This window comes from Paractinoplanes bogorensis, from assembly GCF_018829635.1.
GTDB lineage: Bacteria > Actinomycetota > Actinomycetes > Mycobacteriales > Micromonosporaceae > Actinoplanes > Actinoplanes bogorensis.
Window position 1 is genome coordinate 19853 of the sequence record NZ_JAHKKG010000008.1, and the last position, 12943, is coordinate 32795.

Genomic DNA, 12943 nt, shown 5'->3' on the forward strand with positions numbered 1-12943 from the left:
GCGAGCCCCCTAACGAGCTTGGAGGTCGAAGTCGATGTACTCGGCCGCGTCCTCGGGGTTGGCGAACATGATCGTGCGGTCGTCCTCGTGGATCATGCGGCCGTAGTGGGTCGACATGCTCTCCTCGAACTGGGCCGCGTCGAAGAAGCCGGGCTCCTCGCCCAGCGCCTCGGAGATCTCGTCGTAGACGAAGTCCATCCGGTTGGTCGCATCGACCCGGATCATCGAGGGCAACGGCGTCACCCGGACGTTCTCCTTGGTCCCCATGACCTCGGCCACGACCACGCCGATCTGGCTGTTCATGAGCGTGACGCCGCACATGTTGGACGCGGTGTTGTCCGCCTTGAACGGGCTCTCGGCCATCTTGAACTGCTGCGTCATCGCTCCAGCTCCTTCGGGACGTCCAGGCTCAGTTCCTCGACGATGCCGGCGAAGCGGCTCTTGACCCGGTCGAGCGCGTCCTCGAAGCGCACCGGCTTCGAGTCCGGCTGCGACCACAGCGGCTGCATCGCGCGGGCCGCGGCGATCGTCTGCCCGGTCCAGTCGGCCAGCCAGGTGTTCATGGTCCGGCTGTTGTGCTCGGCGAACTCGCGGTCGTTGCTGAGCAGCTCGAAGATCGCCTTGGTGTAGCGCAGGTCGCGCTCGGCGAAGTCGAACTCCTCGGCGCCGACCACGGTCGGGGTGACGAAGTCGCCGTTGCGCGGGGCCACCTGCATCACCAGCTGGCTGCGGAACAGCTCGCCGACCAGCGGCTGGAAGACCACATTGGCGGCAAAGATCGCTTCGGCCCAGTCGTCGGTCGCGGTGAGCCGCTCCGCGGTCTCCCGTACGCCCTGCCACGCCGGATCCGAGTTCCAGGTCTCCAGGTGGGCCGAGCCGTCGAAGCCCTCGACCTCCTCGCTCAGCGTGAGCTGATACAGGGCGAGGTCCTGGGCCGCGCGGATCAGGTGCATGCTGTTCACGGCGATGGCCGTGTTGTGCATGTTGGTCGGGCCTCGCCGGTTGGCGTTGGCGAACAGATACAGGCCGAGCCCGTGGTCGACGTGCATCCACGCACCGACGTTCTGCTGCACGAAGCGCACCCAGTTCGGGTTCCACTGCCCGAACGCCTTGGCCTGCTTGGCCGCGTCCACGTTGGCCTGCAACTGCCGGACCACGTTGGCGTTGTAGCGGTACAGCGAGAGTTCCCACTCCTCGTTCGGGTCGCGGAACTCGTGCCAGCCGTGGGCCGGCCACTCGTAGCCCTTGCCGCCGGTGCCGGGCCCGCGCTCGGGTTCCGGCCGGTCGCTGCCCCAGGCCTTCAGCACGGTCCAGTCGAGCGGGTAGCCGCCCTTGCCGTCGCTGAACCCGTAGAGCCAGCCTTGGGCGAGGTAGTGCCGCGGGTCCGGCTGCACCTCGACCGTGACGTCCTCGTAGTGGGTCTGCTTGCGTTTCTGGGGCGTGAAGTAGTTGAATCGGCGCGCATTCGAGTCCGGGAACTCCTTGGCGCCGGCCTCGGCGTCGGTGAAGACGGGCTTGGGAACGCTACGTTCCGTCGCGGTCGTCATCAGTCCTCCCCACCTGTCGTGGTGAACTTGTCGTAATAGATGTGCTTCTCAGGCGTCCCCAGCTGCGCGAGCAGCGGCATGGCCGCCTCGACCATCGGTGGCGGCCCGCAGAGATACGCGTGCGCGCCCTTGAGATCGACCTCGTACCGTTTGAGCACGTCGGTGACGAACCCGATCTCGCCCTCCCAGTCCTCGCCGTCGGCCGGCTCGGAGAGCGCCGGCACGAACTGGAAGTCCGGTAATTTCTCCCGCAGGGCTTCGATCTCGGCGACGAAGCAGAGATCTTTCGCCGTACGGGCTCCGTAGTAGAAGACGGCCTTGCGCTCGATGCCCCGCTCCGCCATCGAACGCAGTAGCGACAGGATCGGGGCCAGCCCCGCGCCGCCACCGACGAAGATCAGGTCCTTGTCGGGGGCGTCGCGGAGGGTGAAGACACCGAACGGGCCGGTCAGGTCGAGACGGTCCCCGACCTGGAGCGTGTTGTCGAGAAACGACGAGAACAGCCCGTCCGGATAGACCTTGATGACGAACTCGAGCCGGCCGTCCTCCTTGCTCGACGTGTTCGCCATCGAGAAGGAGCGGGTCTCGTCCGTACCGGGAACCTGGATGTCCATGTACTGCCCCGGAAAGAACATGATCTCGGCCGGCTCGATCAGCCGCAGCACCAGGTGCCGGAGGTCGTGCGTCACATGATCGATCGACACGACCTCGGCCACCGCGTTCTGGATGGGCAGCCCCGAGCGGATCATCTCCTCGTCGAAGTTGAGCAGCTCGATCGTCACGTCCTCGTACACGTGGGCCCGGCACAGGAGCGTGAAACCCTCCTCCTTCTCGTAGTCGGGCAGCGCGAACGTGGAGTAGCGGTCGAGCTCGATGTCGTCACCGTCGAGGACGAACGACTTGCAGGCGGCGCATTGGCCCTCCTTGCACCCGTGCATGAGCATCAGCCCCTGCTCGGACGCGGAGCGCAGCACGGTCTGCTCCTCGTCGACCTCGATCTCGATCCCGACGGGCTCGAATCGCACCCGGTGCTTGTCGCCCATGACTCAGCTGTCGCCCCGGTAGGGCCGCCCGGCCGGGCCGCCGCGGATGTAGTCGGCGTGGAACTTGGCGCGTTCCTCGTCGGTCATCTGGTTGAGCAGCACGTTCGGGCTCTGCAGGTTGGGCATGCGGCGAAGGTGGTCCAGCGTCCACAGCTTCTTCGGGTCGTCCAGGTTCAGGTGCGGCTGCGCGACCATCGTCTTGCCGTCGTCGCGGACGAAGCCCATGTCCTGCACCACGTCGGCCCAGTTCCAGCCGTGATAGAGCGTCTCCCACTCACGGGCGCCGATCAGCTGGCCCATGTTCGGGGTGTTGCGGCCCTGATAGGTCGGCCGGAACGCCTCGACGTCGGTCCAGCGGCAGGCCTCGTGGCAGTACGTGCGCCACTGGCCGTCCACCTCGGCCATCACCATGTCCTCGCGCACCAGGCACGGCACCATGCAGGTCCAGCAGCGGTGCGGGTACTGGTAGTCGACGTCCTCGGCGACGATCGGGTGGTGCCCGTTCGGCGTGGACAGGCGGTTGTAGTTCTCCCACCACTTGCCGTACCGGTTGTACCAGCCCGGGTACTTGTGCTCGAACCACTCGAAGTCCTTGTCGGTCATCGGGTCGATCCGCCAGTAGTTGGCCAGCCAGCCGGTCGCGAAGAACTGCGCCACCTCGTGCACGTAGCCCTTGTTCCAGATCTGGTTCCAGGACTCCTCGATCAGGTCGTGCGGGATGACCAGGCCGTACTTCTCCAGCGGGACCAGGTACGACCGGTAGTAGTCGTCGTAGATCCAGCGGCGCCACATCTCGGCGTACGACTCGCGGTCCTTGCGGCGGTCCTTGGTGCCGTACTCGATGAACGTGCCGATCGCGGCGTCGACCACGCGGTGGTTGTTCCACCAGGCGTAGCGCAGGTCGCGCTCGAGCAGCTGGTGGTTGCCCTCGTCGGCCAGTGCCATCAGCAGCGTCGCGTAGCCGTTGGAGATGTGCCGCGACTCGTCCGACTGCACCGAGTGGAACACCGTCGGCAGCAGGTAGTCGCCGTTGGCGGCGGCCTCGGCCGGCATGGCGACGAACAGCGTGTTGGTGAACGCCGTCTCGGCCACGATGGTCAGGTAGATGCTCGCCGCGGTGATCGCGTCACCGGTGATGAAACCCTCGGCGAACTGGCGGCCGATCGTGCCGCAGTAGTCGTTCTGGAAGTTGCGCAGGCTCGAGTTGAAGCCCGCCGGGTCGATGTAGTTGTTCATGTACAGGCGCTTGAGGTTCTGCTGGATCGTCGAGTGCCGTACCTCGTCGATCATCTGGATGGCCTGGCCGTTGTGCAGTTCCGGGTTGGGCACGTTGCGGAACAGCAGCGGCATGGCGCGGGCGGCCGAGATCTCCGGCAGCGGGATGATCGACAGGAACAGCTTCTGCCACTCCAGCCAGCGTTCCTGCACCTGGCGGAACATGTTGCCGCGGATCGCGCCGTCCGACGCGCCGTACACCCGGTGGTCCTTCTCCTCCTGCATCGGGAAGTACGACCGCAGCACCTGCTTGAGCGGGTCCTTCTTCTGCGCCTTGCGGAACGTGTAGTCCGTTCCGTAGTGCGAGACCGGCTGGTGGTACATCGGTTCCCAGGCCAGCTCCTGGATCTTCTGATGAGCCTTGGCCACACTCTGGCGACTCATGAGTGCTCCCTATCCTCTGGCTGCATGCCTTACTTGGCGCATCAGACCCCATGCCGTACGTGTCGGGGGTCTCACATTGAGTCAGCTGCCCTGTGCCGGGTGGTCAGCGGTCTTCCTCGAACACGGCTGCCCGAATTTCCGCCAAGCGGTTTTTCACGTTTTCTCGCACCTGGCGATCGCCCTCGGCGGCCGGTTCGATGCCGAGCGCGCGCAGCAACTCGGCCGCGGGCGCGCCCGGATCGGCCCCGCCCAGCACGGGATGCAGGCCCTGAGCAGCCAAGTGGTGAAAGACCAGATTGACCACGGTCCACGGGTTGAACGTCTCGGACGCCGGTTCCATCGCCCGAGTCCACCCCGGTCGTCACCCGATGGGGGTCTCAACATGAGACAGGGGTCACTCCGCCCGGGCCTATGGTGAAACAGGCCCGTAACAACCCCTGCGGACAGGGGACCCCTCATGCCCCTCGGCGACGAACGATTAGCGAAGACCCGGGAACAGTTCCTGACGGCCGAACAGGTCGACCCCCACCAGGTGCGCGACGCGATCCTGGCGTCGTGGTGGCGGTCCCGGCGGTGGAAGGTGGCCGCCGACCGGGTCGACCTGTCCTATGTGCGCGACCCCGACCTGGACTCGCCGCTCACCCGCAGCGCCATGCCGGTGCTGCAGCATCTGCGCGAGCACCTCGACGGCCAGCCGATCAGCATCATCCTGACCGACCCGAGCGGCCTGGTGCTGACCCGCCTGGACGCCGGCCGCGACCTCGACGCCCAGCTCGACCGGGTCAACCTGGCCCCCGGCTTCAGCTACGCCGAGGAGTACGTCGGCACCAACGGCATCGGCACCGCGCTCGAGGGCGGCCGGGCCATGCAGGTCTTCGGCCACGAGCACTACGCGGAACACCTGGAGGACCTGGCCTGCGCCGGGGTCCCGATCCACCACCCGGTCTCGGGCAAGACGGTCGGCGCGGTCGACCTCACCTGCTGGCGCCGGGACGCCGATCCGCTGCTGCTCGCGCTGGCCAAGACGACGGCGGGACAGATCCAGCAGGCGTTACTGGCCGACAGTGGCATCCGCGAGCTCGAGCTGTTGCAGGAATATCTGCGCACCTGCCGGCGTACGGCGGGAATCGTCTTTGCTCTCAACAACGACGTCGTGATGATGAACGACAACGCGCGCCACGTGCTCGACCCGGCCGAACAGTCGTTGCTGTTGTCCCAGGCGGCCGAGGCACTGGCCGGCCGCAACCCGACCGCGTCGCTCACGGTCGAACTGCCCAGCGGCACAAAAGCCCGGATGTTCTGCCGTCCGGTACGCGGCGAGGGCGGGCTGACCGGGGGAGTGGTGCACGTCAAGCTGGCCGAACCCCGGATGGGCGTGAGCCTGGAACCGGCCCCCGTGCCCAAGATGTTCCTGCCCGGCCTGGTCGGCTCGGGCGGGCTCTGGCTGCGCGGCTGCCACCAGGTCAAATCGGTCGCGGCGGCCGGTGAATGGCTGGCCCTGGAGGGTGAGGCCGGGGTCGGCAAACTCGCGGTGCTGCGCGCGGTGCACCATCACGGCAATCCCGCCGCGCACTTCGCCGTGGTCGACGGCGCCTCACCCGGCCGCGGCTGGCTGGTCGACGTGCGCCGCGAACTGCGGGGCAGCGCCGGCACGCTGGTGATCCGGCACGCCGACCGGCTCGGCGACCACCTGGGCACGCTCTGCCGCATGCTGGAGGACGCCCGCGCCGCCGGCACGTACCCCTGGGTGGCGATCACGCTGAGCCAGCGCCACGACGGCGGCGACCTGGCCGAGCTGCTGCGTTTCTTCCCGAGCACGGTGGAACTGCCGCCGCTGCGCTACCACCTCGAGGACGTCGCCGCGCTGGTGCCGTTCTTCCTGGCCAAGCTGGTGCCCGACGGTCGCCTGACGTGCACGCCGGAGGCGTTGCAGATGCTGTCGCGCGCGAGCTGGCCGGGCAACATCGAGCAGTTGTGGCAGGTGCTGCGCAACATCGTCCAGCACCGGCGTAGTGGTGCCATCCAGCCGCGGGATCTGCCGCCCGAGTGCCGCACGGTGTCGCGGCGTCTGCTGAGCCCGTTGGAGGCGATGGAGCGCGACGCGATCGTGCGCAGTCTGCTCGACTGGGACGGCAACAAGGTCAAGGCGGCGGCGGCCCTGGGCATGTCGCGAGCCACGATCTACCGCAAGATCCACGAGTACGGGATCGTGTCGCCGGCCAAGTGAGGTCCGTCTTTTTAGCGGGACACAAAGGATCTTCGGACTTCGATAGCGTCCGCCCATGATGCAGATGACGGCGGTCGCGAGCATCCTGGCGGTGATCGCGGCCGGACCGGGGGCGCCCGGCATCGGTGACAGCTACTACCCCGACTACGGCAACGGCGGCTACGACGTCGACCACTACGACATCCGCCTGCGCTATCAGCCGGCGACCGACGAGCTGTCCGGCACCACCACGATCACGGCCCGCGCCACCCAGGATCTCAGCCGCTTCGACCTCGACTTCGTGCTCGACGCGCAGTCCGTGCTGGTCGACGGCCGGCCCGCCGCCTTTTCGCGCCAGGGCGACCACGAACTGGTGGTCACGCCGGCCCGTCCGCTGCGCCGCGGCCACCCGATGACCGTCCGCGTGACCTACTCCGGCGTGCCGTCGACCGAGGTCGACCCCGGTTACAGCGCCTGGTTCCGGACGCCCGACGGGGCGGTCGCGGCCGGCGAACCGGAAGAGGCGTGGTGGTGGTTCCCGTCCAACGACCACCCGGCCGACAAGGCGCGCTTCGACATCTCGGTCACGGTCCCCGACGGCGTCGAGGCGCTCAGCAACGGCACGCTGCACCGGCGCCCGGCCGCCGCCGGCTGGACCACCTGGAGCTGGCACTCCGCCCACCCCATGGCCACCTATCTGGCCTTCCTGGCGATCGGGCAGTACGACGTGGAGCAGAAGGGCTCGTCCATCGTCGCCTACTCACAGCTGCTCACCCCGGCCCTGGAGGCGGCCGCGCGGGCCAGCGTCGGCCGCACCGCCGAGATCATCGACTGGGAGAGCAGCATCTTCGGCCCCTACCCGTTCGAGACCTCGGGCGGCGTCGTCACCCCACCCGGCGTGCTGCCCTACTCACTGGAGACACAGACCCGTCCCACGTACGGAACGAGCCCCTTCCGCCGCGGCCCCGACGCCCACGTGATCGTGCACGAGAACGCGCACCAGTGGTTCGGCGACAGCGTCTCGCTGACCCGCTGGCAGGACATCTGGCTCAACGAGGGCTTCGCCACCTACGCCGAGTGGCTCTGGTCCGAGCACGTCGGCGAAGTCACCGCCCAGCAGACGTTCGACGAGTACTACGACGGCTTCCCCGACGACGACACGGTGTGGACGCTCCCGCTGGGCGACCCCGGCGTCCCCGTCATCACGCCCGAGATCTACTTCCGCGGCCCGATGCTGCTGCAGGAGCTCCGCGTCACCGTGGGCGACCCGGCGTTCTTCCGCATCCTGCGCGCGTGGCCGGCCGCCCACCGCTACGGCAACGCCACCACGGCCCAGTTCATCGCCCTGTCCGAGCGGATCGCCGGCCGCGACCTGGGCGCCTTCTTCCAGGCCTGGCTCTACACACCGTCAAAGCCGGCCCGCGCTCTGTGAGCCGTGGCGCGGTGTATTTTTCCTGACATGCGCGTTCCGACGGCCGCGATCACCGCGGGCTCCCTGATCGGCGGCTGGCAGCTGGCCCGCCGCACCGGCATCCGCCCCCTGGGCGGCGCGGTCCTGGCCGCAGGCGGCCTCCTGGCCGGCCGCGAGTGGTCCCGCCGCACATCCCCCGCGGTAACCGGAGCGCTCGTGGCGACTTATGTGGGCGCTTTCGGCCTTTCCCACCCCCTGGCCAAAAAGATCGGCTCCTGGCCCGCCGTCCTGGCCGTCTCCGCCCTCACCGCCGCCGTCTCCTACGCGGTGGCCGACCGCCGCTAATTGTTGCCGTGTCGGTGGTGCGACCGCACAAAGGTGTAACCAGGTGCGAGCGGTCGATCGACGACCCTGGCCGCCCGTATCTCCTCCTGGTGAAGCTGGTCCTGCTCGGGTGATCTCTGGGCGCCGTCTGGCAGGCGCCGCACGAAACCAGTGACCCAGTGCCCAGCCCGTGGGCCGCCCGCATCTGGGTGGGCGCCGTTGCGGCGCCCAGCCTTGACGACCGGCGGAGAGTAGCGCAGGAGTGACACCGGTGCCTGGCCGCGGACCGGCGGGCAGAAGGGTTGCCCTGCACGGTCGACGCTGCCCTCCACTCGCTTGATGTGCCCTTCCCGTAACAGTCGCTCGACCGTGGTCCCGACCCGCCCGAGGCGAGTGGCCGGCATGCCGACGCTGCGGCAGGCGCTGGAGATCGCCGATTCCGAGAGCGTGACACTTCCGTCGTAGAACAGATGGCCCAGTCGGCGCAGGGCCGACAGGATCCAGCCGCGGTCGGACGGTCCGGCGCGCTCGACCTCACTACTCAGATCTCTGGTCACTATCTTCGGGTCGTACACGAAGAGGTATTCGACGTCACTGATGTACACCGGTTTCCGCAAGCGGGTCAGCCGCACCACGACCTGGGCGGACACAGGCTCCCAAGTGACCGTCACGAGCATCCCGGGCCGCACGAGATCGGGCCAGACGAGCCCGTGCAGGCCCCAGCCGCCGCGGTGCGGACCCGCTGTGGTCCGGAACGGCTGCCGGCTGACCTCCGAATCGGAATCCAAGTACTCCAGGACACATTGCAAAACCGATCGCCCGCGCACCTCCGGCTCGAAAGACGGGGGAAGGGTGAGCCTCTGTCCATCGAGATCCGAGAGCCGGAGCGGAAACGTGCCCAGCGTGTTCTCTGCAGGTGACATCACGGGCGTCGCGGTGACGTGCAGCAGCGACGGCAGTTCCCAGTAGTTGATCAGGAACGCGTCACCCCTGGCTGCGATCTCGTACTCCGGGTGGAACACTCGTTTCAGCGTATGGTGAGCCGACGCCTCGTAGCTCCACAGCTCCTCATGCGGCAGCCGGCCGTCGTTGACGAACCAACGCTTGACGACCTTTGACCTTCGGGCCTGAACGAACGCCGCGACCAAAGCGGGTGCCTGTGCCGCGGAGAAAGTGAACTTCTCGATCGAGCCGAACGCTGCGTCGTCGTTGCGTACGAAGAGCGCGTCTCTGTGCAGGTGCAGCGTCCAGGGCCCGTTACTGATCGTGACCTTTGGTGCCTCGTGCAGGTCGGCCCGTGGCGAAAGCTCCGTCATTGACAACCCCGTTCGTGAACCAGGCGACAGCCGGTGAGCGGACATCTGGTGCCCGCTCACCGGCTGACCCGAGGACCACCCAGGCCGGTCCGCTGTTTGCGAAACCGTCAGTTCTGCCTGGTCGAACGGTCGGCTCGGGCCGACATTCAGTTGCCGGCGCCGAGGGTGCCCATCATGGCGGTCGGGTAGCGGTCGCCCTGGGCTGAGCCCAGCGGGACCGCCTTCTCGATCTCGGCCAGGTCGTCGGCCGTCAGGGTGATGTCGATGGCCGGCAGTGCCTCGCCCAGACGCCGGCGGGTGCGGGCTCCGACCAGCGGCACGATGTCGTCGCCCTGGGCGGCCACCCAGGCGATGGCGATCTGGGCCACCGTGGCGTTCTTCGCCTCGGCCACCCGGCGCAGGGCCTCGACCAGGGCCAGGTTGTGGTCGAGGTTGTCGCCGGAGAAGCGCGGGCTCATGCCGCGGAAGTCGCCCGCCTCGCCGCCTCGGGTCGCGGTCCAGTGGCCCGAGATCAGGCCACGGCTGAGGACCCCGTACGCGGTCATGCCGATGCCCAGTTCGCGCAGGGTGGGCAGGATCTCGTCCTCGACCGCGCGGGAGATCAGCGAGTACTCGATCTGCAGGTCGGCGATCGGGTGGACGGCGTGGGCGCGGCGGATCGTGGCCGCGTCGACCTCGGAGAGGCCCACGTGGCGGACGAAGCCGGCGTCGATCATCTCCTTGATCGTGCCGACCGTGTCCTCGATCGGGACCGACGGGTCGAGGCGGGCCGGGCGGTAGATGTCGATGTAGTCGGTACCGAGCCGGTTCAGCGAGTAGGCCAGGAAGTTCTTGACCGCGGCGGGCCGGCCGTCGTTGCCGCCCCACGAGTGGTCGGGTCCGCGCAGCGCGCCGAACTTCACGCTCAGCTGGTAGCTGTCGCGCGGGCGGCCGCGCAGCGCCTCGGCCAGCAGCAGCTCGTTGTGGCCCATGCCGTAGAAGTCGCCGGTGTCGATCAGCGTGACGCCCGCGTCGAGGGCGGCGTGCACGGTGGCGATGCTCTCCGCGCGCTCGGGGTTGCCGTAGACGCCGTGCGACATGCCCATCGCGCCGAGTCCGAGAGCCGAGACGGCGGGGCCGGTGGTGCCCAGGTTTCGTGTCTTCATGGGTTCCACCTTGCGCCGGGACGACCGGGGGCGGGAGCGGAGCGCTTATCGGGGGAGAGCCACTCCCTGGTTCCGCCCCGGAAAAGCGCGAAGATGGGATACATGCAGCGTGACGAGCTAGCCGACTTCCTCCGCCGCCGGCGTGAGGCGATCCGCCCGGCCGAGGTGGGGCTGGCCGACGGGCCCCGGCGCCGCACGGCCGGGTTGCGGCGCGAAGAGGTGGCCATGCTGGCCGGCATGTCCTCCGACTATGTGGTCCGGCTCGAGCAGGGCCGCAGCAGCCAGCCGTCGACCCAGATGCTGGGGGCGCTGGCCCGGGCGTTGCGGCTCAGCGACGACGAGCGGGACCACCTGTTCCACCTGGCCGGGCATCAGCCGCCGCCCGCCGACGGGACGGCCGCGCTGGCCCGGGCCGGTCTGTTGCGCATGCTCGACCTGCTCGGCGACACCCCGGCCATGGTGCTCTCCGACGTGGGGGAGACCCTCGCGCAGAACCGGGCGTCGCTGCTGCTCGGTGGCGATCAGACCGGCTATCAGGGCGACCGCCGCTATCACGTGTATCGCTGGTTCACCGACCCGGCGATCCCGGCGCTGCATCCGGCCGGGGAACGCGAACGCCTGTCCCGCGCCACCGTCTCCGACCTGCGGGCGGTGGCCGGTCGCCGGCACGACGACCCCACGGTCGTACGGCTGATCTCGGCCCTGCTCGAGAAGAGCGGGGACTTCCGCCGGCTGTGGGAGGAGCACGAGGTCGGGGTCCGGCGGGCCGACCGCAAGACCTTCCTGCATCCGCGGGTCGGCCGGCTCGACATGAACTGCGAGACCCTGGTCACGCCGGATCAGCGGCAGATGCTGCTGGTGCTCACCCCGGCCGACGCCGAGTCGCGCGAACGGCTGGATCTGCTGCGCGTGGTCGGCATCGAGGAGTTCTCCGTCTAGGCTTCCCGGGTCATGTCTGAGGCCCCCGAAGCACCCCATCCCTCCCGTCGCCGCCTGTTTCTGCTGCTCGGCGCGGTCGTCCTGATCCTCGCCGCGGTGAACGTGGCCGACAAGTTCGGTCCGCGGCACACCGGTCTGGTGGCGGGCCCGCTGGTCGCGCTCGTCCTGGTGCTGCTCGCCCGTCGAGCCGGTCTCACCTGGCATGATTTAGGGCTTTCCCGCCGTACGCTGGTACCCGGCCTCAAATATGCGATCGGTGCCATTCTGGCCGTGGCCCTCGTGTACGCCATCGGCGTCGCCCTGCCCCTGACCCGGCCCGCGTTCCACGACGTCCGATACCACCTGCACCCGGGCGCGGCCCTGCTCACCGCGTTCATCGTCGTCCCGCTGGGCACCGTGCTGCTCGAGGAGATCGCCTTCCGCGGCGTCCTGCTCGGCCTGGTCAACCGGCACCGCGGCGCGGTCTGGGCCAGCATCACGTCGTCGGTGCTGTTCGGGCTGTGGCACATCCTGCCGTCGCTGCGCCTGAACTCCGCCAACCAGGCCGTCGGTTCGGCTGTCGGCTCCGGTCTGACCGGCCGGGTGCTGGCCGTGCTGGGCGCGGTCGCCTTCACGGCGCTGGCCGGGCTGCTGCTGTGCGAGTTGCGCCGGCGCAGCGGCAGCCTGCTCGCGGCGGCCGCCCTGCACTGGGCCACCAACGGCCTCGGCCTGCTGATCGCCGCCGCCCTGGCGACGACGAGATTCGCCTAGGGTCAGCGCGGCCCGAGGAGCAGGCGGGTGGCCTCGGCCGCGGCCGGGACGATCTCGGCCACGTCCGTGCCGTCCTCGACCGCGGTGGCGATCAGTTCGCGCAGGCCGCCGATCAGGATCGTGACCATCTGTTCGGACGCCGGCCGCACGCCCAGCGCCCGCAGGTGCGGGGTGTCGGTGAGCTGCCGGATCAGCTCGACGAAGTCCTGCATCGTCTCGCGCTGGAAGCGGCGGGCGTGCTCGTGGCTCAGCGCCGGGATGTCGCGGATCCAGCTCAGCGTGATCGGCGGGTCGGTCTGCACCGAGGCGATCCAGCCCTCGATCGCCTGGCGGGCCTGGTCGTCCCAGGGCGCCTGCTGGTCGACGGCGGCCGCGATCGCCACGACCGCGCGCTGGTTGGTCTCGTGCAGCAGGGTCACCAGGCACTCCTGGCGATCGGCGAAGTGCGCGTAGAACGTGCGCCGCGAGGTGCGCGCGGCCCGCACGATGTCGGCCACAGTGGTGTCCGGGAAACCTTGTGCACGGATGCACGCGGCCAGTCCGTCGAGCAGCCGCCGGCGGTGGTCGGCGGGAGCGTCGGTGGTTGTCACTTGGCACAGGATG

The 12943-nt window shown here is 68.9% G+C and carries 13 protein-coding genes; 5 read left to right on the top strand and 8 right to left on the bottom strand.

The window, feature by feature from the left end:
* Positions 1–9: 9 nt before the first annotated feature.
* The 5 genes from mimD to KOI35_RS25615 form a co-directional block, all read right to left on the bottom strand.
* Positions 10–381, bottom strand: a complete 372-nt coding sequence (gene mimD / locus KOI35_RS25595; protein WP_215790937.1) for a propane 2-monooxygenase effector subunit MimD — start codon at positions 379–381, stop codon at positions 10–12.
* Complete coding sequence (locus KOI35_RS25600; protein WP_215790939.1) at positions 378–1547, bottom strand: ferritin family protein; 1170 nt, start codon at positions 1545–1547, stop codon at positions 378–380. The genes mimD and KOI35_RS25600 overlap by 4 nt, the downstream gene beginning before the upstream one ends.
* Complete coding sequence (locus KOI35_RS25605; protein WP_215790941.1) at positions 1547–2590, bottom strand: FAD-binding oxidoreductase; 1044 nt, start codon at positions 2588–2590, stop codon at positions 1547–1549. The genes KOI35_RS25600 and KOI35_RS25605 overlap by 1 nt, the downstream gene beginning before the upstream one ends.
* Before the next feature lie 3 nt (positions 2591–2593).
* On the bottom strand, positions 2594–4249 hold the full coding sequence (locus KOI35_RS25610) for a ferritin family protein (RefSeq protein WP_246613789.1): 1656 nt from the start codon (positions 4247–4249) through the stop codon (positions 2594–2596).
* Between the two features lie 103 nt (positions 4250–4352).
* Positions 4353–4589, bottom strand: coding sequence for a hypothetical protein (locus KOI35_RS25615; RefSeq protein WP_215790942.1), 237 nt, complete (start codon positions 4587–4589; stop codon positions 4353–4355).
* A 117-nt stretch (positions 4590–4706) separates the two neighbouring features.
* On the opposite strand from KOI35_RS25615, the gene KOI35_RS25620 reads away from it, so the two are divergent.
* From KOI35_RS25620 to KOI35_RS25630, 3 genes are read left to right on the top strand one after another with little or no spacing between them, the layout of a single operon-like run.
* Positions 4707–6476, top strand: a complete 1770-nt coding sequence (locus KOI35_RS25620) for a sigma-54-dependent Fis family transcriptional regulator (protein ID WP_215790945.1) — start codon at positions 4707–4709, stop codon at positions 6474–6476.
* Positions 6477–6531: 55 nt separating this feature from the next.
* Positions 6532–7887 carry a M1 family metallopeptidase gene (locus KOI35_RS25625; protein ID WP_215790947.1) on the top strand — a complete coding sequence of 452 codons (1356 nt, stop codon included), beginning with the start codon at positions 6532–6534 and terminating at the stop codon, positions 7885–7887.
* A 27-nt stretch (positions 7888–7914) separates the two neighbouring features.
* Positions 7915–8211 carry a hypothetical protein gene (locus KOI35_RS25630; RefSeq protein ID WP_215790949.1) on the top strand — a complete coding sequence of 99 codons (297 nt, stop codon included), beginning with the start codon at positions 7915–7917 and terminating at the stop codon, positions 8209–8211.
* On the opposite strand, the gene KOI35_RS25635 is transcribed toward KOI35_RS25630, so the two are convergent.
* Together KOI35_RS25635 and KOI35_RS25640 are read right to left on the bottom strand one after the other, a co-directional pair.
* Positions 8208–9506: a hypothetical protein gene (locus tag KOI35_RS25635; RefSeq protein WP_215790950.1), complete on the bottom strand. Its 1299-nt coding sequence runs from the start codon at positions 9504–9506 to the stop codon at positions 8208–8210. The genes KOI35_RS25630 and KOI35_RS25635 overlap by 4 nt on opposite strands.
* Positions 9507–9652: 146 nt before the next feature.
* Positions 9653–10651 carry an aldo/keto reductase gene (locus tag KOI35_RS25640; protein ID WP_215790952.1) on the bottom strand — a complete coding sequence of 333 codons (999 nt, stop codon included), beginning with the start codon at positions 10649–10651 and terminating at the stop codon, positions 9653–9655.
* A 102-nt stretch (positions 10652–10753) separates the two neighbouring features.
* On the opposite strand from KOI35_RS25640, the gene KOI35_RS25645 reads away from it, so the two are divergent.
* Together KOI35_RS25645 and KOI35_RS25650 are read left to right on the top strand one after the other, a co-directional pair.
* Entirely contained in the window at positions 10754–11590 is an 837-nt protein-coding gene (locus tag KOI35_RS25645) for a helix-turn-helix transcriptional regulator (protein WP_215790955.1), read from the top strand.
* 12 nt (positions 11591–11602) lie between these two features.
* Positions 11603–12340 carry a CPBP family intramembrane glutamic endopeptidase gene (locus KOI35_RS25650; protein ID WP_215790956.1) on the top strand — a complete coding sequence of 246 codons (738 nt, stop codon included), beginning with the start codon at positions 11603–11605 and terminating at the stop codon, positions 12338–12340.
* Positions 12341–12342: 2 nt separating this feature from the next.
* On the opposite strand, the gene KOI35_RS25655 is transcribed toward KOI35_RS25650, so the two are convergent.
* Complete coding sequence (locus KOI35_RS25655) at positions 12343–12930, bottom strand: TetR/AcrR family transcriptional regulator (RefSeq protein WP_215790958.1); 588 nt, start codon at positions 12928–12930, stop codon at positions 12343–12345.
* Between the last annotated feature and the right edge of the window lie 13 nt (positions 12931–12943).